24 protein-coding genes are annotated in these 19,443 nt (G+C 66.7%); 13 read left to right on the top strand and 11 right to left on the bottom strand.

Features of this window, described 5'->3' with window-relative positions; all coding sequences use genetic code 11:
* Positions 1-117: 117 nt before the first annotated feature.
* The 7 genes from BM228_RS27410 to BM228_RS34125 all read right to left on the bottom strand — a co-directional run bounded on the left by BM228_RS27410 (position 118) and on the right by BM228_RS34125 (position 8,013).
* The gene (locus BM228_RS27410) at positions 118-2,163 is read right to left on the bottom strand and encodes a hypothetical protein (protein WP_092045603.1); all 2,046 of its coding nucleotides are present in this window, start codon (positions 2,161-2,163) and stop codon (positions 118-120) included.
* Positions 2,164-4,155: a hypothetical protein gene (locus BM228_RS27405; RefSeq protein WP_092045601.1), complete on the bottom strand. Its 1,992-nt coding sequence runs from the start codon at positions 4,153-4,155 to the stop codon at positions 2,164-2,166.
* A gap of 44 nt (positions 4,156-4,199) precedes the next feature.
* A complete protein-coding gene (locus tag BM228_RS27400) occupies positions 4,200-4,478 on the bottom strand; it encodes a hypothetical protein (protein WP_092045599.1) in 279 nt (92 codons plus the stop codon).
* Between the two features lie 11 nt (positions 4,479-4,489).
* Positions 4,490-6,382 carry a tail fiber domain-containing protein gene (locus tag BM228_RS27395; RefSeq protein WP_139234227.1) on the bottom strand — a complete coding sequence of 631 codons (1,893 nt, stop codon included), beginning with the start codon at positions 6,380-6,382 and terminating at the stop codon, positions 4,490-4,492.
* Positions 6,383-6,384: 2 nt separating this feature from the next.
* Positions 6,385-6,840, bottom strand: a complete 456-nt coding sequence (locus BM228_RS27390; protein ID WP_092045595.1) for a hypothetical protein — start codon at positions 6,838-6,840, stop codon at positions 6,385-6,387.
* Positions 6,837-7,193: a hypothetical protein gene (locus BM228_RS27385; RefSeq protein WP_139234226.1), complete on the bottom strand. Its 357-nt coding sequence runs from the start codon at positions 7,191-7,193 to the stop codon at positions 6,837-6,839. Before BM228_RS27385 ends, BM228_RS27390 begins: the two co-directional genes overlap by 4 nt.
* Positions 7,194-7,443: 250 nt before the next feature.
* Positions 7,444-8,013: a hypothetical protein gene (locus tag BM228_RS34125; protein WP_139234225.1), complete on the bottom strand. Its 570-nt coding sequence runs from the start codon at positions 8,011-8,013 to the stop codon at positions 7,444-7,446.
* A 168-nt stretch (positions 8,014-8,181) separates the two neighbouring features.
* Between BM228_RS34125 and BM228_RS27380 the strand changes: the two genes are divergently transcribed.
* From BM228_RS27380 to BM228_RS35580, 7 genes are all read left to right on the top strand, one after another.
* Positions 8,182-8,451: a hypothetical protein gene (locus BM228_RS27380; RefSeq protein ID WP_139234224.1), complete on the top strand. Its 270-nt coding sequence runs from the start codon at positions 8,182-8,184 to the stop codon at positions 8,449-8,451.
* Between the two features lie 134 nt (positions 8,452-8,585).
* Positions 8,586-8,768 carry a hypothetical protein gene (locus BM228_RS27375; RefSeq protein WP_092045589.1) on the top strand — a complete coding sequence of 61 codons (183 nt, stop codon included), beginning with the start codon at positions 8,586-8,588 and terminating at the stop codon, positions 8,766-8,768.
* Positions 8,768-8,995 carry a hypothetical protein gene (locus BM228_RS27370; protein ID WP_092045587.1) on the top strand — a complete coding sequence of 76 codons (228 nt, stop codon included), beginning with the start codon at positions 8,768-8,770 and terminating at the stop codon, positions 8,993-8,995. Before BM228_RS27375 ends, BM228_RS27370 begins: the two co-directional genes overlap by 1 nt.
* Complete coding sequence (locus BM228_RS27365) at positions 8,992-9,483, top strand: hypothetical protein (RefSeq protein ID WP_092045585.1); 492 nt, start codon at positions 8,992-8,994, stop codon at positions 9,481-9,483. Before BM228_RS27370 ends, BM228_RS27365 begins: the two co-directional genes overlap by 4 nt.
* Positions 9,474-9,704, top strand: a complete 231-nt coding sequence (locus BM228_RS27360) for a hypothetical protein (protein ID WP_092045583.1) — start codon at positions 9,474-9,476, stop codon at positions 9,702-9,704. Before BM228_RS27365 ends, BM228_RS27360 begins: the two co-directional genes overlap by 10 nt.
* Positions 9,701-12,661, top strand: a complete 2,961-nt coding sequence (locus BM228_RS27355) for a DUF927 domain-containing protein (RefSeq protein ID WP_092045581.1) — start codon at positions 9,701-9,703, stop codon at positions 12,659-12,661. Before BM228_RS27360 ends, BM228_RS27355 begins: the two co-directional genes overlap by 4 nt.
* Positions 12,661-13,572 carry a hypothetical protein gene (locus BM228_RS35580; protein WP_244537327.1) on the top strand — a complete coding sequence of 304 codons (912 nt, stop codon included), beginning with the start codon at positions 12,661-12,663 and terminating at the stop codon, positions 13,570-13,572. Before BM228_RS27355 ends, BM228_RS35580 begins: the two co-directional genes overlap by 1 nt.
* An 82-nt stretch (positions 13,573-13,654) precedes the next feature.
* On the opposite strand, the gene BM228_RS27345 is transcribed toward BM228_RS35580, so the two are convergent.
* Complete coding sequence (locus BM228_RS27345) at positions 13,655-14,095, bottom strand: SRPBCC domain-containing protein (RefSeq protein WP_092045579.1); 441 nt, start codon at positions 14,093-14,095, stop codon at positions 13,655-13,657.
* Positions 14,096-14,413: 318 nt separating this feature from the next.
* On the opposite strand from BM228_RS27345, the gene BM228_RS27340 reads away from it, so the two are divergent.
* Positions 14,414-15,292: a flagellar motor protein MotB gene (locus BM228_RS27340; RefSeq protein WP_092045577.1), complete on the top strand. Its 879-nt coding sequence runs from the start codon at positions 14,414-14,416 to the stop codon at positions 15,290-15,292.
* A gap of 146 nt (positions 15,293-15,438) precedes the next feature.
* Here the strand turns inward: BM228_RS27340 and BM228_RS27335 are convergent, their stop codons facing one another.
* The 3 genes from BM228_RS27335 to BM228_RS36160 all read right to left on the bottom strand — a co-directional run bounded on the left by BM228_RS27335 (position 15,439) and on the right by BM228_RS36160 (position 16,454).
* The gene (locus tag BM228_RS27335) at positions 15,439-15,702 is read right to left on the bottom strand and encodes a hypothetical protein (RefSeq protein WP_092045610.1); all 264 of its coding nucleotides are present in this window, start codon (positions 15,700-15,702) and stop codon (positions 15,439-15,441) included.
* Between the two features lie 62 nt (positions 15,703-15,764).
* Positions 15,765-16,106: a hypothetical protein gene (locus BM228_RS27330; RefSeq protein WP_092045575.1), complete on the bottom strand. Its 342-nt coding sequence runs from the start codon at positions 16,104-16,106 to the stop codon at positions 15,765-15,767.
* A gap of 96 nt (positions 16,107-16,202) precedes the next feature.
* A complete protein-coding gene (locus tag BM228_RS36160) occupies positions 16,203-16,454 on the bottom strand; it encodes a PilZ domain-containing protein (RefSeq protein ID WP_139234223.1) in 252 nt (83 codons plus the stop codon).
* Between the two features lie 194 nt (positions 16,455-16,648).
* Between BM228_RS36160 and BM228_RS27320 the strand changes: the two genes are divergently transcribed.
* The 5 genes from BM228_RS27320 to BM228_RS27300 all read left to right on the top strand — a co-directional run bounded on the left by BM228_RS27320 (position 16,649) and on the right by BM228_RS27300 (position 19,218).
* Positions 16,649-17,068, top strand: coding sequence for a DUF5681 domain-containing protein (locus tag BM228_RS27320; protein ID WP_092045571.1), 420 nt, complete (start codon positions 16,649-16,651; stop codon positions 17,066-17,068).
* Entirely contained in the window at positions 17,065-17,274 is a 210-nt protein-coding gene (locus BM228_RS27315; protein WP_092045569.1) for a hypothetical protein, read from the top strand. The genes BM228_RS27320 and BM228_RS27315 overlap by 4 nt, the downstream gene beginning before the upstream one ends.
* Positions 17,265-17,531: a hypothetical protein gene (locus BM228_RS27310; protein ID WP_092045567.1), complete on the top strand. Its 267-nt coding sequence runs from the start codon at positions 17,265-17,267 to the stop codon at positions 17,529-17,531. Before BM228_RS27315 ends, BM228_RS27310 begins: the two co-directional genes overlap by 10 nt.
* Positions 17,532-18,340: 809 nt before the next feature.
* Entirely contained in the window at positions 18,341-18,859 is a 519-nt protein-coding gene (locus BM228_RS27305) for a Ros/MucR family transcriptional regulator (RefSeq protein ID WP_092045565.1), read from the top strand.
* Between the two features lie 122 nt (positions 18,860-18,981).
* On the top strand, positions 18,982-19,218 hold the full coding sequence (locus BM228_RS27300) for a hypothetical protein (RefSeq protein WP_092045563.1): 237 nt from the start codon (positions 18,982-18,984) through the stop codon (positions 19,216-19,218).
* The last annotated feature ends 225 nt before the right edge of the window (positions 19,219-19,443 follow it).

The following is a 19,443-nucleotide window of genomic DNA, read 5'->3' as shown; positions in this document are numbered from 1 at the left end:
GGGATGGGCGGCGCATGCCGCGGCCCCAAGCATCGGCGACTGGCTATCCGCCAGGATCGGCGAGGGCGGGATCTGGATATTCTTCGTGCTGCTCTGGATCACCGGCGGCGCGCTCCTCTACCGCGAGAAGGCAGGCAGAGCCGCCGGCAGGTAGGGCCGAACCCGATCTGCCTGAGATAGCATCGCCGCCTGCCCGCCACGTGCCGCAAGGTTGCCGAAGGCCGCCGCCCGCTGCTGCATTGCCCCACGCGCCTCAAGGGCCGAGAGCAGCGCGTTAAGCCGGTCGCCCTGCGTGAGCGTCACCGCGTCGGCGAGCTGCCGGTTGCGGGCTACGTCGGCTGCCTGCCCGGCGGCGTTGATCCCGGCACGCGCGACACGCCCGGCCTGCGCCAGAGCCCAGCCCTGTGGGCCTCCGATCGCGCCCGCGACCGTCCCGCCGATGTCGTTGCCGAGCGTGGTTCGAGGTGCGACCCGATCGGCCGCCTGGCCACGCTGCGCCGTCTGAGAGCCCTCGACGATCCGGCGGTTGGCCTGATCGAACGCGGCCTCCCGGTTCACCGCGCCGACGACGCGGTCCACTGGCGCCTGCCCGTGGAGCTGCGCGAGGTTGGCGGTATTCCACCCACCCTCGCCCTGCAGCAGGTTCTGCATCGCCACGAGGTCGTTCCTGCGGGTGCCTACCGCCTGGTCGATGGCGCCGCGGGTGCCGATCGCCATGGCGTCGCGCTCACCCTGGGGCATGCCCGCAAGCTGTCGAGCGAGGTCCTGGGGCGGCGTCGCGCCCTGGCCGGAACGCAGGAGCTGTGAGCCCTGGTCGACGGCCTCCATGCGCCGGGCGAGCGCCGCCGACACGTCGTTGGCCGCGCCGTAGCCGGGCACCTGGTCGCGCAGAAGGTCGTTGAGGTGGCCGCGCACCGCCTGGGCGGCGCCATCCTTCCGGGCCAGAGCCCCGGGGGTCACGCCAAGGCCAGGATCACCGTAGTTGATGACCCGATCCATCTCCTGTTTCACGTTGTGCAGGATGCGGGGATCATCGGCGATGGTCGTCCAGCCGGTCTCTGGGTCGGTATGGGCGAGCATGTCCCGGGCACGCCGCAGCACGGTTTCCTCGGCGCCCCGCGCCGTCTGCAGGCGGTCGTCGATCATGCCGAGAACCGGCCGAGCGCTCACGGGAGACTGAGCGCCATCCACAGCCGCGCCGATAGCCTGGTTCGGCACTTGGCGCATGGCCGCGAAGGTGTCGGTGGCAGCCTGCGGGCTAATGGCCGGCCCGAACGCACCGTTGATGTCGCTGGCGAGTCGGTCGGTCATACCGCCCGCCCGGGTTATGATCGGCGCCGTCACGGCCTCCCGGGTCTCCGGCCGAACCGCGAGGCCCTGCGCCTGCCCCTGGAACGAGGGCGAGGCGTCGAGCAGCATGGCCTCGGACCCGAGTTCGCCCATGCGGGAGCGGATCGGGGCGACGCCGCCGGAGTTGGCCGCGTCCTCGGCCAGCACGCGCGTCGCGGCGGGACTGAACCCGCTCGACGGCCCGAGCCGCGAGCCGATCATCTCGTAGAAGTTTCGCATCCCAGCGCCGAGGGCAGCGCCTGCAGCGGGGGCTGCCGCTCCCAGCGCGCCGCCAGCAATGGCGCCATTGCGAGCCGCTATCAAATCCCCGTCATTCCGAACCGCGGCGTCCGCGCCGCCGAGCGCCGACCCGCTGGCGGCCGAGATCAGCGAGCGCCCGATCAGGCCGCCCGTGCCTGCCCCGAACGCGGCAGGCGCCGCGGCAATCAGGGGGGCGGTCCCGACGATGCCGCCGGCCACCTCGCCCGCCGTGTTGGCGTAGGGGTGCGCGGCCTTCACGTCGGCTCCGTAGGCTTGCGCCTTCGCCACCTCGCTCCCGTAGTCCGTGCCGCCCATGTACGCGCGGGCCGCCGCGTCGGCGCGGTCGATGCCGCCGAGGATGTACGGGCCGGCGACCGGGATGCCGTCGACGAGGCCGCGGGCGGCGGCATTCATCGCACCCGTCTCCCGGCCGGTGTCGGTGCGGGTCTGCTCGGCCTTGAATGCCGCGAACTCAGAGGGGTCGAAGCCGCCAGCGCCAGCCGGGGCAGGGCCGCCAGCCGCTTGCTTGAAAGCCTCGAACTCGGCCGGATCGAAGGTGACGCCGCCGGCCATCTACAGGCCCTCCTTGTGCATCTGCGCGAAGGCGTCGGCCTTCGACATGCCGCCCTGGATCAGAGCCTGATACCGGGCAGCGGCGCCTCCAGCCTGTGGCGCCGGCTGGCCGAGCTTGGGCGGCGTCGGGGCTTCCGGCAGGTAGACGGAGCGGCCCGGGTCGGCGCCGTAGGAGCTGGCGAGGTTGCGGTAGCGGTCCGCGACGCCCTCGGCGGTCTTGCGGGCGGTGCCGTAGAGCTCGGACGCCTGGTTGAGGAAGTCCTTGCGCTGGTTGTCGGACAGGAATTCGCCGCTGAGCGCCTTGTTGTAGGCGTTCAGCACCCGCTCGGGGACACCAGCGGCATTCTTGGCGGTGGCGTACTCGCCCTCTCGGACCACGGACCCGGGGTCGAGCATCTTCATGTAGCCGAACACCAGGGAGATGTCGGAGGCGGGCGAGACCGAGCCGGGGTTGGCCTCGCGCTGCTTCGTGGCCGCGATCAGCCGACCGTAGCCGTCATGCACGTCCGCGAAGGTGCCGAGCTGCTTCGAGAACTCGCCCCGCAGCTTGGTCTCCGTGTCGAACCCGTCCGGCTTGGCCGAGGGCACGGTCAGGATCGGCTTCAGTGACCCGCGCTCGTAGACGGTCTGTCCTGGGCGGCCCTGGATCAGTGGCGGCCCGTCGTTGAACGTGACCTTGCCGTTCGGGTCGGCCCAGGCCGCCCGCGTGTCGTTGTCCGGAATGCCGACCTTGCGCCGGGCCTCGATGTCGAGGAGCGGGGTCTGCTCCTTGTCGGTGGCGACCGCCCGGGCATTGCGCTCCTTCACGGCGGGGTCGGCCTCACCGCCGGGGATGAATTCAAGGCTCTTACCGTCCGCCGCGAGCCGATACCCGGACGGCGGCCCATCCGCCGGACCGACCAAGTTGGCCTGGCCCGGCACGCCGCCGTTCTTGTTCAGGTCGTAGATCTGCCCCCCGATGGTCTGCAGGTTCGGCTTGGCCTGGGCCAGCACGTTCGTGAGCAGCGTCGAATTGCGCATCGCTGCCCGTGCGGTCGTCGGATCCAGCTTCAGGTTCTGGGTCAGGTGGTTGTAGGTGTCCTGCTGCCCCTGGATCTCCTGCTGAAGCTTGTACTGCTCCAAGAGCTGCTTGGTGGAGCCGGCCTGGCTGGTGCCGTAGCTCTGCAGGCCCGCAGCGATGCCGGGGCCGATGCCGCGATTGCTGGCGATGCCGATGCCGAGGTGAAACAGCAGATCGCCGATGGCGGGGTTTGTCGCGCCAACGCCCTGGCGGAACCGATCCATCATGCTCCCGGTCTGGGCACTCGTGGCCGGAACCGCCGGGTTGCCGCCGAACGGCGAGGCCGGCGCCTGCTGCCCGCCGATCGGGCGCGGCGTGCCCGAGACCGGCTGGCCCGTGAGCGGATCGAAGCTGTTCACGGGCATCATCTGCGCCGCAGACGAGGTGCCGGCGCTATCGGTGACACCACGCCCGTATTCCGCATCCCGGGCAGGCGGGCGACCTCCGGGCGGAACTGGGGTCGGGTTCATGCCCGAGACCGATCCGGTAGCCGCGGGCTGCACCATCAGGTCGGCATCGCTCGGCCGGCCGGGCGGCAGGGGCGTCGGACGCGCGGCGAAGGCATCCGGCAGGGTCGCGCCCGACGTGCCCGTGAAGCCGTTGGCACCCCCGCCGAAACCAGCGCGATCAAACAGCAACCTATCGGCAGGACTCCCGCCCAGCGCCGCAAGATCCTGCGGACCGGCCTGCTGCCTTTCTAAGCGCTGCGCATCCGCCTCGCTCATGGCGACGGGCGGCGCGCTGTGGCCGGCGCCGCCGAGGAGATCGCCGAGGCCGACCGGCCCGGCCTGCGGCGGCTGCCCCTGCGTGCCGGGCTGCATGCCGCTGTCGCGCTGATCCTGCTGCCCGATGTTCAGGCGCTGCAGCAGGTCCGCCATGTCGGCGGCTGACAGGTTGTCGAACATCGGGAGCGAGCCGAAACCGGAAGCCATGGGCGGCACCTATCGGTACGAGGAGAGGGGCGGGCTGCCGGCCATCACGCCGACCCCGCCGAAGAGAGAAGGGCGCCGTAGCGCTCGGCATCGTCGCTGGCCTGCCGATCGAGCTGGCCGAGGGTGCTGAACAGCGCGACCAATTCTTGGACCGAGCCGCCAGCTTCCAGGTTGGTCGCGGCGAGGCCGGCGACGCCCTGGATCGCCCGGAACAGGGTCGCCAGTTCGGTCCGGCAGGCCAGCGTCCGCATTTCCAGATCGGACAAGCCCGACAGGTCGGCGGGGGCGTTCTGCGGGGGCTCAGCCACGTCGAGGTGATCCACGGCGCTCCTCCTCAAGCCGCCTCGCGGCGCTTGCCGCGGGTCTGATGCTTCGGGGCGCCGGTGCGGACCGGCTCGGGCTCCCGCGGGATCACCGCCTGCAGGGCGTGCGCGAGGAGGCCGGACGGTGGGGCAGAGCCGGAGCGCATGTCGCTGGCCATCAGTGCGGCCATGAGGCCGCCGAGACCGTCCGCGGGGAGGCCCTGACCGGAGGCATTGCCCAGCCCCGGCCCGGCGCCCGACTGATCCGACATGATGATGGTCATGCGGGGCGGCTCGGCCGGAGGTGCTGCCGGCGAGGATCCGCCCGACTGACTGCCCTTGCCCTTCCGCTTGCCCTTGGCGCCCATCTGGGCGGACTTGTCCGTCGCCTTGCCGTAGTCGACGCCCAGGAGATCGCCGAGGCCGATCGGCCCAACGGCATCCGGGTTCTTCTCGGCCACCTCGTGGGCCAGGAGGCCGATCTGGGTCCGCGGATCGCCCTTGTAGCGATAGGCATAGACAGGCTGACCGTCGTGCAGCTCGCCGACCGGGCGGATATCTTCTTTCAGACGCTCATCCGAGCCGAACAAACCGCCAAGCAGGGTGCCGCCCAAGGTTGAGTTGCCCGCCCCCGTGCCGAGCCCCAGCAACGACGTTCCCAGGCCCAGGATCGACTGCAGCGGGCTGACGCCGCTCGTCTTGGTCTGACTGGTGCCCTGGGTGACGGTCTGTCCGCCTTGTGAGCCGACTGCCAATGGATAGGCGGCATACTGGCCGAGCGCCTGCCACGGCACCGTCTGGGTGTCCTGGAAGTACTGCTGGGCCGCATCGAGGCCGGCTTGGTTCTGCTGTTGCTGCAGCCCGCCGACCTGAAGCAGGTTCGAGGCGGGCGCGTAGCGCAGCGCATCCACGGACGGCAGCAGCCCCGCGGCCTGATTGGCGGCACTGGTGCCCTGCTGCCCGGCCCCGATGAACCCCTGCGCCTTCGTCACTCCGAGGTTGGAGTTGAACTCGTCACCGTCGAGCACCTGACCGAGCACGCCGGCCTGCGCCGCCTGCTGGGCCTGCCCGATCCCGGCGCCGGCCAGCCGGTTCTGGTTGTTGGTGTTCTGAACGTTCGAGATGTCGTTGGTGATGCTCTGGCCCAGCCCCAGCCGCCCCTGCATCGCCGCATCCATCTGGCTGTTGGCCGACGCCTGATTGGCCCGCTCGGTGTTGTACTGGTTGGCGTAAAGCTGGCTCTGTGTGTCGTTGACCGCCTTGTTGGCCGCTCCGGCAAAACTGCCGGACCCGTACCGCCCGGAGGCCGCGAACGCCTCCTTCTGCGCCTGGAGCGCGTTGTGGGAGGAGGTGTCGACGAGGTTCTGGAAGATCTTGTTCTGGGTCGGGTCGAGGTAGTCGCCCCGGGCCACGCCCGCCAAGTTCTGCTCGGCGTAGCTCGGCGCCTGGGTCTGGTTGAACAGGCCCTGGAGCTGCGGGATCGTAGTCAGATCCCGGGCGCCCGACATGAAATCGTTGGCAGTTCGATTGATCGGGTTCGACGCGCTGCCGATGGAATCAGCGAGGCTGGACAAACGCGAGGTGTCGACGTTCGGGACAGCGGCCAGCATGCCGAGGCCCTGCTGCGTGGTTGGGCTGATGCCGTTGGAGCCCAACAGGTTCTGCAGGTAGCTGGTCCCGATCCCGCCGGCATTGTCGGACGCCGCCTGGTCCATCGTGCTCTGGATGCCGGCCTGCTGGTTCTGCGAGAAGTCCGCGACCCGCTGGCCGCCGTAGATCTGGCTGCCGATGCCCGCGTTGTAGAGGGTCTTTGCGTCCGTAAGCGACTGCTGCAAACCCGGAATAGCCGGATCCCAGGGCGTCTTGGTCGCAACCTGCGTCGAGCTCTGCGTGGAGCTTTGTCCGCCGCCCATTCCACCCGGCATTTTCAGAGTTCCTTCACGAGCGAGACGAGCGGGCGAGCCCGGTAGCCCGGGAACACGCGCTCCCAGCCCCGGCGCCCGCACAGGCGCACGGAGGCCGCGCCGACGTGGCGCGCCCACGCCTCGAATTCGGGGACGACATGCCGCCAGAGCGCCAAGGCCCGCCCGCCCGCGGCGCGCAGCTCGCAGGCGAGTGACCCGTCAGCCTGCCGCGGGAAGTGAACGACGGCGGCGGCCGGCATGGTCGAGGGGTCCGTCCGCATATCCACGATGACGACGAGGGCGCTTGTCCCGGCCGCGCAGTCGCGAAACAGCGTCTCCGGCGACATGTCGCCCACGGACCGCGCGCACGCCCGGCGCAGATGCCCCTCGGCCTGAGGCCAGAGCGTCGCGACGTGCTCAGTCGGCACGGGGACCAGGGAGATGCCGGAGAGGGGCGGGGCAGGAGCGTTCACCGTCATGCCCCCTCGGGGAGCGGCGGATCGCCGATCTGGTGGAAAGCAGTCAGCACCCGGCCGGACGCTTCCAGGCCCTCGTTAAGCACCTTGGCGCGAGCCATCGCCTCGACGACGGGGCACCCCTCCTCAACGCGGCGGATCAGGGCGCCCAGGTGGTCGTGGCAAGCCCGCAAGCCGAACACGAGATCCACGCGCGCCTGCTCATGGGTCAACGCTGGATAAGTGGCCGGCCCGGAGGTGGTGCCCGACTGCGAGGCGCTCACGTGAGGCTTGAGGGTGTGGACCTCGCCCATCAGGCCGCGGCCTGCATCGAGTGCGATCCGCCGCGCGGAGGCGGGGAGGAAGCCAAGGCGCACCGCAGCGCCTCCCGCAGGAAGGCCGAGACCTTCATGCCCTCACGGGCGGCGCCGGCCTCAAGCGCGGCATCCAGCGCGGGATCCGCGCGAAAAATCCGGGTTCGGGTCAGTGTTCCTGTTCGCATGGCAGCCTCTCACGACTTGCGTGAGAGTAACGCGCCGATACCCTAGAACGTAATACGCGGAACGGTCATAGTACCACCGCCGATGTCAACAGGGACAGCTAGTGTCACCTGCGTCAAAATATTTCTCATTTACCTAGAATGTCATCGACCATTTTTTGTGCCTTTGCCTGCGCGTTCGGCTCTGAGCTTTCCTTGGACATCTCCTCAATCGCGGCTTCAATAGCCGGATCCCTGATCGCAGCCACAATCATTCGACCGTAGAATTTCCCAAGACTCTGCGTTTTACTAGCTCTATCAAGATCAATTTCTTCTCGGGAAATATCTAAAGGCTCTTTAGAAAAGTGACCCCACAATGCTTCCTCTATGCCAGATTGCACAGCCAACCTTGTATATACATCGTCACTCCAATGCTTGCCGGTGTAGGCCATGATGGCTCCAACAACTGCAGAAAATGATCGGAGCATTTCGGCGGTATTCTCGTCTCCAAGCAATACATCCGCGACAGAGTTTGCTTTTTCAACAGCCCGGTTGGCATCTAGGATGCGATAACCCGCATCAATTCTGTACTCTATCTCTTGAGCAACAGATCGGCCGTTCGCTTTTGCCTCTGTTTCAATGCGGTCCTTAGCGGTTTTGGTCGTGCGGAAGCCGATTGAGAACCGCTTGCCCTCGGCCTCTGGCGCTAGCTGTCTCACGATTGTCACCCCTGTCCGTCGGGATAGCTCCCGTGCGCTGAGATAGCCCTACTCTGGGGACTGGGATGGCGTCAACGAAAAAACGCTAGACGGGGGACAGCAGTTTACTTGCGCTAACCGCAGGCTTGTGCCTATGTATGTGCAGCCCCCGGTCTAGCGGAGCGCAGAATGCAGACGGAATTAGAACCTGTGGCGCATGTCGCCGCCTCGACGCCCTCGGGCCGCATGCCGAGGGACGATATTTTCGCCAGGATCCGAGACGGGAAGAACGTGCGCGTCGCCCCGCTCGCGGAAGCAATCGGCATGAGCCGCGGCGGCCTCTACGGCGCGATTGAGGCCGGGGACGTGGAGGCGGTGAAGATCGGCCGCGCCGTGTTCGTGCCGGCGCACGTGGCCCGTCGGCTGCTCGGCATGAAGTCCGACGCCATCGCCGCCTAACGAAAAACCGCCGGCCCTGAGATCAGGACCGACGGCGGGTGTTCTCTACGACGCATCAGCAACGGCGTAGATATATCACCCGACGCGCAGTCTCAAGGATTTCCGGACCGGCTCCCTACTCAAAGGAGCCAATCGTGAAGCCCAAGCCCTACAGCCGTTCCCTCGCCATCCGGCCCCACGAGGCCATCCCCGACACGGCCACCGTGCAGGCCCGCATTGAACGACGCCTGGCCGATCGGTGCCGCGTGTCGGATCCCGTCGCCGCCGTCCTCGCCAACCTCGCCGGCATCGGCCCTGAAATTCGGGAGGCACGCTGATGGCAGTGCCCGCCCCCATCTCCCCCACGACCAGCCTGATGTTCGACGCGGTGGCCGAGGCCGCAGCCGTCGCCGAGAGCTATGTCCGCGCCGCAGGCGAGTTCGCCCTGGCCCGGGACACCCGTGGGCTCTGCTACGCCCTGCGCGGGGCCGCCGCGGCGCTGATGACCGCCAACACCGCCGCCCAGGCCCTCCGGCCCGCTCAGCATGACGGGGGCGGCCGATGACGCAAGCACACAAGCCCTTCCCGGCCCCCCGCTTCAACAGCACCGGCGAAGCCACGAACATCATCGCCGCCAGCCTACCCCGGCAGCGGCGGCGGGTCATGCAGCGTGTAGCCGCCGACGCCGAACGCATCACGGATGCAGATCGGAAGTTCTTCGATCGGTTCCCGCACCGGACCTACCGCTACCGTCGCGCGGGGCGCCCTGAGATGGCGCAACTCGAAGCCATTCACGGCGCGCAGATCTTCACCGAGCCGGGCACGGTCCCGTTCATCCTGATCAAGAGCATCGCGCCCGGCGTCAGGATGCGGGCGTTCCTGCCAGGCCCGGCGGACGAGGACGGCAGCGCCGCCACCGAGGCGGAACTGGCCGCTCTCTGGCACGGCCACTGCCAGTGTTGCCCCGGCGTCGCCCAGCGGGAAGCACAGCTTCGAGTCGCGGTGCGGCTCCCAGGCGGACCTCTGCACGATGGGGGCACCCCATGCCCTTAGCTCGCGCGATCATCGGCACGCTCGGCGGGATCCCCCGGGCGCTCGCCCTCGCAGAGACTGAAGTCGCCGACCTCTACGCCGTCGCGACGGCACTCCAGGCCGCGCACAACGCCGTCATGGACGTAGCCTTGGACGTCATCGCCCTCGAAGAGGGTCGCCGTCTCGTGGCTGAGCGCCGCCGCCCCGTGTCCTCACACCGTGAAGGAGGGCCGGCAGAATGACGGCCGAGATCACTCGCTACGTCTCATGGAAAGATGCGCGTGCTGCCATCGAGGGGCACGAAGTCGAGATCGTCAACTCACTGGGGATCCCCTGGCGCGCCGGCCAACGTGACCACATCCGCTGCCCCTACCCCCACCATGGCGGCGCAGACGATTGGCGGCTCAACAGCAAAGGGCGGGCGATCTGCACCTGCACTGGCGGCAAGACCGACAGCGTCTTCGACATCGCCATGAAAGTTGAGGGCCTGGACGAGGAGCAGGCCAAGATCAGGTGCGTGGAGATCGTCGGCCGCACGGACCTCATCCGCGAGCGGCCCGGCGACGGCCAGTTTCAGGCTACCGACGCTGAAAGCCTGCTGAAGGCCAGACCCGAGCGCCGCGACGAGATGCTGCCGCGCGCCTACCTGGCCCACCGTCTCGGGATCGACGCTACCGCCGTGCTGATGCCGATGACGCCCGTGGTCGGGCTCAAGGGGCTCGGCTACTACGATCCGCCAAGAGGCAAGGGTACGGGCAAGCCGGTTCACGTAGGCGATTTTCCGTGCGCCGTGTTCGGCACGGTCGATGCGACTGGGCGCCAACACGCACACCGGATCTACGTCGCCCCCGCCGGAGCCGGGAAAGCCGATCTGGGGCGGGGCCCGAACGGCATCGAGCGAGACGCAAAAAAGTCAGCCAAACGAGTCGGTGAGGAGAGCACCGCCGGCCGGTCCGTGATCTGGGGTGATGCCCGCCGGGCCCCTTGGTGCCTCATTGCGGAGGGGATCGAGACCGGCGCCGCTGTCGCCCATGCCTTCCAGGCCGAAATCGCGGACGGCCGGGCTTACGTGGCTGCTGCGATCAACGCGGGAGGGATCGAGGCGTTCGCGCCTTGGCCCGAGACAAAGCGCGTCACGGTCGCGGCGGACCGGGACGAGGCCCCTAAGATCATGCAGCCGGAGCCGAGCCGGAGGGGCGAGCAAGCCGGTCGGATCTTCGGCATCCGCAACCACAAGCGCGCTAGCGTCGCGATTGCGATCGCGGGAGAGCCCGGCACGAGCACGGATTGGCTGGACGTCCACAACACGCAGGGCGCCGAGGCGGTACGGGCCGGTATCCTCGCCGCCGTAGCCTATCGGCCGACCGACGAGGAGATCCGAGACGAGCGCCAGCGCGTCGAAGGTCTGAACAATCTCGCCCAGGCCGAACGAGACTATCCGCTGCCGGAGCTCGATACCTTCACGCTCACATACAAGCTGACGAAGACCGGGCGGGTGAAGGCCCATAAGTGGGTGAAGGACGAGGAGGGACAGCTCATCCTGTCTCCCATCTCAACGCCGTTCGGGGTCCCGGCTCGGATCCGCTACCTAGACCAAGCCGACGCCTACGGCCTTCGTATCACGGTCGAGGACATGGGCGGCCGATGCCGCGCAATCGACGTGAGCCGGGCCGACTTCGCTAAGCAAGGCGCCTCCGAGACGCGCGCCATGCTGTACGCGGCCGGGTTGCGGACCGAAGACGATGGCGACCTGATCGCGGTCAAGGTCTTGAAGGCTGCCGACCCGCAGAACGAAATAGCCGTCGTCCGCACCCCTGGCTGGCACAGCCTCGACGGCTCGTTGGATCGGTTTTTCGTCTGCCCAAGCGGCGAAGTGATCGGCGCGCCGGACAACCAAGCTCTAGAACTGTCCATCAGCTCGCGCATCAGCGAAGCGGTCGCCGTCGGCGGTACATTGGAGGGGTGGCAGGCGGCAGTCTCAGCCGCCGCAAGCGTCACCCGCTGCCCGCATTGGGCGCTCGGCGCGATCGCGGGGTTCGCCGCCCCTTTGGTCGCCCTCACCGGCCTCGACACCTGCGGCGTGAACCTCAGTGGTACGACCTCCGGCGGGAAGACGACCGCGCAGCGCCTCGCGGTTTCGGCGTGGTCTCGCGCCGCCCTCGATAAGCGCGACAGCCTGTTGCAGAGCGCCCGCGCCACAGCGAACGGCGTAGAGGGCATGGCCGCCCGCGCCAGTGGGACGATCTTGGCCCTGGACGAGTTGGGGCACGTCACCGGCAAGGAGTTGGGCAAGAACATTTACAGCCTCGCCAGCGGCGTCGGTAAAAGCCGGATGACGGCGGACGCGCAGCTCCGAGCGTCGCACACATGGTCAACCTTCATCGTCCTATCGGCTGAAAAATCGCTCGAGGAGAAGGTCCGGGGCGACGGGGGCGAGTGGTACGGCGGCATGGCTGCACGCATCCCCGACGTCGACATTACGAACGTCGACCGAGCGGTGGACCAGGCGGTTATGGCCCGGATCCAAGCCTGCGATCAGCACTACGGCCACGCGGGGCCCGCGTTCGTCCGCAAGCTCATCGAGCTAGGCTATCACCTACAGGCCGAGCAGATCCGCCAGGCGATCAATCAGGCCGCGGACAAGCTGGCGGGGCCCGGAGCGGACAGCGCCATGCGCCGCGCGGCGCTTCCCTTCGCGATCCTCATCAATGCGGGTCTGATGGCGTGCCGGTTCGGCATCCTGCCGGCGAATGTGGACGTGAAAAGCACCGTCGATTGGGCTTGGGGGAAGTTCGGGGCCTCAACAGATGCCGCGGCCCTCAATCCGGAGGAACAGGCCGTCAACAGCCTACGCGCATGGGTTGCGGAGCGGTGGGATAGCGAGGTGCTGCCGACTGAGATCGAAATCGGCACCAAGGCTCCGAACCGCAATGCGAGCGCTTGGTACGACGACACCGCCGTCTACATCCCGGCCCACCGCATCGTGGAGGCGGCAGGCGGCACCTTGAAAGAAACCGAGATCGGCCGCGCCCTCGACGCGCAGGGCTTGATCGCGAAGCGCAAGGACAAGGACTGCAACTTTCACACGTTCGTCCCGAAGGTCGGCCGGTTCAAGGTCTACGCTCTCCGGCGAGCTGAGTTCAGGATGGTCGGCCGGGAAGAAAGCCCCTTTGCTGTCCACGCAGGGGGGCGGCTCTGATGGACCTCGCCAGCATCCTTTCCGAAGGCATTGAGGCGGCCAGCGCTTGCCAAAAGCCGCCCCGAAAAACGGCTGCCGTTCCCGCCGTTCCCGGTCAAGAGGCAGATAGCGGGAACGGTCAAGTAATTGAAAACATTGCCATTTCCCGGAGTTCCCGGAGTTCCCGGCCATCAATCGCGCCACATGGTTCCGATCAAAGCGAAGCTGCCCAGGCGTGTGCGGGCGCGGGCGCGGGGGTGCGCGCGCGAGGGTGGCTCGCAGAATGCCGGGAACAGCGGGAACAGCGGGAACAGCCCGCAGGATCAGACACTTACAGTTCCCGGTCCCTCTCTCTAAAACGGGAACTGAGAGGAGAAACGGGAACGGAAGCCCTGCCGGAGGGCCCCACCGCCGCCCCCCCCGTCCCGCTGCCGCCGACCTTCGACGAGCGCGCCGCCTTCCTGGAGTACGAATGCGGCCTGTCGCGCACGGCCGCAGAGGCGCAGGCCCGGTCTGAGATCCGGAGGGCTGAGATCGAGTTGCTGTTACCGGTGCCCCCGGTCTCGGGGCCGCTGCTGCCGACCAACGATGGCCTCGCCCTCTGGCGCGCCGGTCTCGGCCGCCTTCATCCTGAGCGGTTGCCCTGCCCCGATTATCGCCCCGGTGAATGGGCTCAGGTTTACGCTCGCGCCGTCGCCTTCCTCGACACCTTCGGCGAGACGGCCGAAGCGCTGGGCTGGACGGCCGTCAGGTTATTCGGCGTCCATCCCAAGGCAGGAATTGTTCGGGTCGACGCTTGCGGCGGCTTGGTTTTAGGGGTTGGGGGCGCCGTCCGCGCTATCACCAACACCGACATCCGGTTTGGGCATCTGACGCACCGAAGGCTACCCGGTCAGCCTGCGGGCGTTCCGATCTGGGAGTTCGGCCGGTGATCGCCCCTGATGCCCAGGGCCTATTCCGCCCCGACCTCGACCCGGCCGAGCAACGAGCCCAGCTCAGTCTCAACCCTCGCGTTCACACCCGCTCCGAAACCCTGCGTCTTACGACCTCGGACATCAGAGCCCTGTTCATTTCGGCGAAGCGCCGGATCAGCGACGGTTTCAGCAGAGGGAAGAAGACCGGCACGAGGGCGCCTGAGAACCTCTCCGACTGCTCCAGGGTCACGACGCCCGACGCCTCCGTCACACCGAAGCTGTGTGTGCCGGTCATCAGCTTCGGCGGGCCGCCGCGCCACGTCAGCCGCGTGCCGGGTGTCAGCTCCGTGATGACCGTTGGGACGCTGAAGAAGATCCGCCCGTCTAGGGTCAGTTCGGCTTTCCAGGCAGCACCTTCGGCCAGCTCACCGTCTACCTTGCGGATGAACGGGTTCCATCGCGGGTACGACGGTAGGTCGACGAGCACCGCCCAAACTTCATCAGCACGCCCCGGGATCGAGAGCTCGGTGGTGATTTGCATGGCGGTTTCTAACCGATCCTCACTGCGAAAGGACTGATCATGAGCCGCCGCAAGCCCGACCCCGACCGCATGCCCCATCCTGGCCGCATCTCAGCCGAGCGCCGGGCCCTCGATCGCGAGGTTACGGCGAGCCCAGCTGCTCCAGTGAAACTGCGCCACCAAACACCGGGACTAAACATCTGTTAATCCTCTGGTCCCGTCCTTAAACTCACCGTTAACCATAATCAGTGATTTGCTAGATCATTAGTGGCTTCGTTCGAGCCGTACCTGCTGCCGCTCTGCCCACCCAGAACTGACCCGGTATCCAGCAGGGACGCGATGGCCACGATCATCATCAAGAAGGTCAAGAAGGCTGCTCACGGGCACCATGGCGGGGCCTGGAAGATCGCGTATGCGGACTTCGTGACCGCTATGATGGCGTTCTTCCTGCTGATGTGGCTGATCAGCATGACGACGCAGGAGCAGAAGATCGGGTTGGCGGAATACTTCGCGCCGGGTGCTTTGAGCCCTGCAAAAAGCGGCGCTGGTGGGATGATGTACGGCACCGCCCTGGATACGTCAGGCAATAAGCCGTCCACGCCCCGCGATGCAGCCAGAGGCTCTGCCGAGCAGAAGGCCTCTGCCGAGCTTGTAGACACAGCGCGCGCGACCAGTCTGGGCGGCGCCAGCGACCTGGATGCTAGCCGCCCCGCCGCCAGTGTGCAGGCCGACTTCAGCGCCATAGCCAGCCTCCGGCAGGCGCTTCAGTCGATGCCCGACATCGCCGAGCTGTCGAAGAACATCGTGATCGAGCCGACCAAGGAGGGCGTGAACGTGTCCCTCGTGGACGAGGACGGCCGCTCCATGTTCCGCGAGGGCTCCGTCGATCCCTACGAGCGCACCCGTCGCGTGCTGGAGGCGCTTGCGCCCGCCCTGCGCCGGCTGCCGAACCGCCTTTCGATCACCGGCCACACGGCCGCCGCTCGCCCGGGCTCGGCGCGGGGCGTCGAACCCTGGAACCTCACCGCCGGGCGTGCGCTTGCCGTGCGTAAGATCCTGTCGGGCGCCGGGGTTCCCAACGACAACTTCATGTCCGTGGTGGGACGCGCCGACACCGAGCCGGTTTTCCCCGACAATCCCTATCTCGCGCCGAACCGACGGGTGACTATTACGCTGCTCCACGCGAACCCGCCGGCGCCCGCCAACCCGTTTCGCTGACGACACGGCGCCTCGTCGTCGACGCCGCCCGTCAACCATTGTGGCGCATGCGATCAAAACAGCCTACCGGCCTGAACTGCGCCGCATCGGCCGTGCCCAGAGCGGAGGTCGCACCCCGCCGGAGGCAGATCGCAAGTTAGCCGATCTCAGTACCGATCACGCGGACGCGGCGGGAGGTCATCATCGAGGTCACGACGACGCTCTTCACGGCGGATCGCGTCGCGCCGCTCCTCACGGAACTCCTCGCGCCGCTCCTCGCGCCGGATCTCGTCCCGGTCCCGCTCCCGCGGTGAGCGCGGATCAACCCGCACGCCGCCCGGTCCGATGTCGATGCTCTGGGCCGTGGCTGGCACACTCGGGATGGCGAGCAGGCCGGCTGCAATCAGCCCTCCAGCGATGATGTGCTTCACGTCGGTATCCTCCAAAGCTGGGCCGGTAACGAGCCTGTCAGGGTTGCGTTCCGTTCGAACTGCTACCAGCCGATCCCAAGCTCTTTGGTCACCGCATTAGGCTCTGCTTGTTGCAAGGCCTCAACCAGATCGGCCAGGGATTTGCGCGCTGCTCGGCGCATCGAGGATGAAACGCCGTGCTTGGTATCCATGGCCGCCGCCAGGGCATCGGTCTCCGCACGAGCGGTGGCGAACGCCCGTTCCAACGGAAGCGTCAGCTCGACCCTGCGCCGCAAAGCCTCGAAGCAGTGGGCAGCTATCGCCCTGATGTGATTGCCCATACCGGGGTCAGAGGCTTCGATCGCCTCAGTCCACGGCGCGATCAGTTTTGCCAGCACGGGCGGTAGGCCGCTTGGATCGACCATAGGCGCCTCCCTCCTGGTGTTCACCAATGAGGGGATGAATGTAGGGCGACGGACGTTCAGTCAGCGGTTCGTAGATCCGGCCGTAGCGGTCCCGGTTCAAACCCAATCGACGAACTCGATGCCGATCTGTCCGCCTTCGCGCCACACCGTCCGACACCGACGCGAACCGCCGGATAGATCGGTCGCCAGCTCGAACTGATCCGGTACAGCCTCCGGCCGAGCCACTAGCAGCCGTGCGCCGCTGACGGAGATGTCGGTGATGGTGCACCCGGCCATCCACCCGCCGTGCGAGATGACTGCCGCCTTCGAGGCGGGGCTTCGGGGTGAGCGAGCGGGAAGAGCGGGCACTGGCTACGCCTCGCATCTCATCCCCCTGCATCAGGGTAGGGCGCAGAGGTTGAGCAAATGCTGTCGCTGCCGACGCTGGGTCGAAGCCCAGGCCTGCCACCTACGAAAATGTCGTGAAACTTCATAGCTGGTGCTATATATCCGACCTGTTTTTGGCCTGTTGTTTACAGGCCAGCCACCCGAAAGCTTGACCGATGCCGAGAGAGGATAGCCACTTCGAGCCCGGCCAGTCCGGCAACCCCGCCGGCCGACCCCGCGGCTCCCGCAATCGCTCGACGCTGGCCCTGGAAGCCATCTTCGAGGGCGAGGCCGAGGCGTTGTCCCGCAAGGCCATCGAGCAGGCGCTCGCCGGTGACGGCGGCGCGATGAAGCTGTGCCTCGACCGCCTGCTGTCCCCGCGCCGAGACCGCTCGATCACCTTCGACCTGCCGACCATCGAGACGGCCGACGACCTGCCGAAGGCGACGGCCGCACTCCTGCGGGCCGTATCGTCCGGCGAGATCACGCCCTCCGAGGCGGCCGATATCGGCAAGGCGGTCTCGGCTCACATCGACGCCATCACGGCGGCGGACCTGAGCCGACGCTTGGCTGAAATCGAGGGGATCCGTCGATGAGACTGCGCGAAATTGAGACCCGCATCGTCCGGCTAGAGCAGCAGCGGCCGAGCCTCACTCCGGGCATACACCGCTACACGGACGAGGAGTTGGATGGCCTGATCGCGATCTTTCGCGGAGCAACCGAGGGCGAGGCCATCGCCCCGGACCGGGAAGCCTGGGCGATCGCCCTGATGCGCCGAGAGGGAGTCCTGCCATGCGGCTGAAGGAGATCGAGGCCCGCGTCGTCAAGCTGGAGGCGGCCCGCAGATCCAATGCCTTCGCCGGCATGTCCGAGGAGGAGATCGAGGCCGAAGCCAAACGCCTCCTCGACGACCTGATAGGCGAGAGCGGCAGCTTCGCGGAGGTGGTTGCCGAGATGGTCGCCTCAGACGAGCCTGACATCCGCGAAGGCGCTCGGACGACGGTCGAGTGGTTCGGCGCCCGCTACGGCTACACGCCACTGACTAAAGCAACCCAGTAGCGAAGCCGCTGCCTCGGGCTCACACACGTACCAGTCTCCAAATTCGCGCGCTGGCGGCCTTCGATGGCTTGGCAAGTACTGGATGGCCAAATTCACGTCTTGGCCGTCCTGAGCCTTCTCACGCGATTTGAGGGTAATGTCATAATTCCCATATCGGTGGAGCCTAGTGCACGTCAGCGACGATATGCTGTGCGTTGTTGGCACCGAGCCCACCACCGCCGAAAGTCCCTGCGCTAGCGCGCCGCAACTCGTGACCCTTCGAGGCTGACCCCTCGCTTGCCGCTGGCCGAAGGGATGGCATCCACCCACGCGCTCGGGTTTTGTCGTGAGAGATCATGTAGCGCATTCCCGACGAAACCCGCTACGTGCCGAAAGCTGGCACCCTCGCAGGTCGCTGCGATCTGCACTCCGAGCTGACGTGTGTGGCTGCGCCCGTAAAGGTAGATAGCCAACCGCTCTCGCGTGGCTTCCGGAATGCTCCCGAGCTGATCAGCCAATGCCTCTGGCCCGGCGCGGTAGAGCCGGCTGAGTGTATCAATCGTTACCGGGCAATCACCGGCCGGATCTTCTGCACTGACGGGGAATGCTCGGTTCACGGCGACACCTATAATTAGCTCAATGGTAGCGTACTGAAATCTTAGTTAACAAAACCTTTCGTGCGAGTTATCTCACTCAAATTACGAAGCGAATTGCGTTGTTATTCCCTCTCACTGCTGCTGTTAGCGTCAATAACACGCATGAGCTTGAGGCAACCTGCCGAATTTAGCCGTATTCAGAATGAGTAGTTGAAGTCCACGAGCAGGTGCGGCATGACAGACATGATCGAAACATCCGATGCCGGAAGCGTCGATTTTGTTGAGCTGACGACCGGTATTGTCTCAGCCTACGTATCGAACAATCACATTCAAGGCGCTGAGCTAGCAGCGTTAATCGCAAACACCCATGCCGCGCTCACTGGGCTTGGCCAGGGTGGAGCGACTGCATCTCCGGCAACCGAAAAGCTCACCCCTGCACAGATCCGGAAGTCGATCACTCCGGATGCCCTGATCAGCTTCGAGGACGGTAAGCCGTACAAGACCCTCCGCCGTCACCTGACAATCAGGGGACTGACCGCCGAGGCCTACCGCGAACGCTACGGTCTGCCGCGCGACTACCCAATGACCGCGGCCAGCTACTCCGAGCAGCGGTCTAAGCTCGCTATGGCACTCGGCCTTGGGCAGCAGCGGAAAAAGGCTTCTCCGAAGGCTGCCGAACCCGCGGCTGCCGTTTCCGACAAGCCGAAGCGCGCTGGGCGGCCGCGGAAGGCCAAGGAAGCCGCTGAGGCCTGAGGAGCACCGTAGATCCGGCTCCGACTTCGGTCTTTTGACGACACCCATACAGATCAGCGGGCGTAGGAACGACCTGTCCGCTGATCTTCTCAGAGCCAGTCGGCACCTTCAGAAGGATCGCCATGGGTCTGACCGCTTTTCTGTTCTTCGTCGTCCCGTGGATGGCACTCGCCTTCTGGCTGTTCCGCCTCCCGAGCGCCCTTCGCCTCGGCACCCAGGCCACACCCTGGCGCGCGCTGACGGATTATCCCGATCCGCTGCGGGATCAGCGGTACGAGACCAATCCCTACAACACGGGGGCCAACGACGGGTCCGGACCGACAGGTGGCGACAAGCATAGCCCGCTTATCAATCCCTGAGGATCGATCAACGGGAGCATGCATCGGGACGATGTCTGATGACCGTGTCGCTCACAGGGCCGTTTCGCAGCACCCAGCGCGGCGTTCCTCGTATATCCGAGTCGAGTCAAGTTGTTGGCGGACGGTTTATCGAAAACCGTCAGAATTAAGTTTCTCGACCTTGCGTCTGTGCAATCTTGACGCGTCACCGCCGAGTACCGTCGGCCTTGGCACCGCCTGCGCCGA

The organism is Methylobacterium pseudosasicola, from assembly GCF_900114535.1.
Classification (GTDB): Bacteria; Pseudomonadota; Alphaproteobacteria; order Rhizobiales; family Beijerinckiaceae; genus Methylobacterium; species Methylobacterium pseudosasicola.
Note: the sequence above shows the minus strand (reverse complement) of the source record. Positions and strands in the feature narration are given on the sequence as shown.

What these genes read in the sequence shown, in the direction of transcription:
- BM228_RS27405 (WP_092045601.1), bottom strand. Translation starts at nt 4,155, where the DNA reads ATGGCTTCCGGTTTCGGCTCGCTCCCGATGTTCGACAACCTGTCAGCC.
- BM228_RS27410 (WP_092045603.1), bottom strand. Translation starts at nt 2,163, where the DNA reads ATGGCCGGCGGCGTCACCTTCGATCCGGCCGAGTTCGAGGCTTTCAAG.
- BM228_RS27360 (WP_092045583.1), top strand. Translation starts at nt 9,474, where the DNA reads ATGCCCTTAGCTCGCGCGATCATCGGCACGCTCGGCGGGATCCCCCGG.
- BM228_RS27320 (WP_092045571.1), top strand. Translation starts at nt 16,649, where the DNA reads ATGCCGAGAGAGGATAGCCACTTCGAGCCCGGCCAGTCCGGCAACCCC.
- BM228_RS27380 (WP_139234224.1), top strand. Translation starts at nt 8,182, where the DNA reads ATGCAGACGGAATTAGAACCTGTGGCGCATGTCGCCGCCTCGACGCCC.
- BM228_RS27395 (WP_139234227.1), bottom strand. Translation starts at nt 6,382, where the DNA reads ATGCCGGGTGGAATGGGCGGCGGACAAAGCTCCACGCAGAGCTCGACG.
- BM228_RS27340 (WP_092045577.1), top strand. Translation starts at nt 14,414, where the DNA reads ATGGCCACGATCATCATCAAGAAGGTCAAGAAGGCTGCTCACGGGCAC.
- BM228_RS27330 (WP_092045575.1), bottom strand. Translation starts at nt 16,106, where the DNA reads ATGGTCGATCCAAGCGGCCTACCGCCCGTGCTGGCAAAACTGATCGCG.
- BM228_RS27305 (WP_092045565.1), top strand. Translation starts at nt 18,341, where the DNA reads ATGACAGACATGATCGAAACATCCGATGCCGGAAGCGTCGATTTTGTT.
- BM228_RS35580 (WP_244537327.1), top strand. Translation starts at nt 12,661, where the DNA reads ATGGACCTCGCCAGCATCCTTTCCGAAGGCATTGAGGCGGCCAGCGCT.
- BM228_RS27310 (WP_092045567.1), top strand. Translation starts at nt 17,265, where the DNA reads ATGCGGCTGAAGGAGATCGAGGCCCGCGTCGTCAAGCTGGAGGCGGCC.
- BM228_RS27390 (WP_092045595.1), bottom strand. Translation starts at nt 6,840, where the DNA reads ATGACGGTGAACGCTCCTGCCCCGCCCCTCTCCGGCATCTCCCTGGTC.
- BM228_RS27355 (WP_092045581.1), top strand. Translation starts at nt 9,701, where the DNA reads ATGACGGCCGAGATCACTCGCTACGTCTCATGGAAAGATGCGCGTGCT.
- BM228_RS27370 (WP_092045587.1), top strand. Translation starts at nt 8,768, where the DNA reads ATGGCAGTGCCCGCCCCCATCTCCCCCACGACCAGCCTGATGTTCGAC.
- BM228_RS27345 (WP_092045579.1), bottom strand. Translation starts at nt 14,095, where the DNA reads ATGCAAATCACCACCGAGCTCTCGATCCCGGGGCGTGCTGATGAAGTT.
- BM228_RS27315 (WP_092045569.1), top strand. Translation starts at nt 17,065, where the DNA reads ATGAGACTGCGCGAAATTGAGACCCGCATCGTCCGGCTAGAGCAGCAG.
- BM228_RS27300 (WP_092045563.1), top strand. Translation starts at nt 18,982, where the DNA reads ATGGGTCTGACCGCTTTTCTGTTCTTCGTCGTCCCGTGGATGGCACTC.
- BM228_RS27365 (WP_092045585.1), top strand. Translation starts at nt 8,992, where the DNA reads ATGACGCAAGCACACAAGCCCTTCCCGGCCCCCCGCTTCAACAGCACC.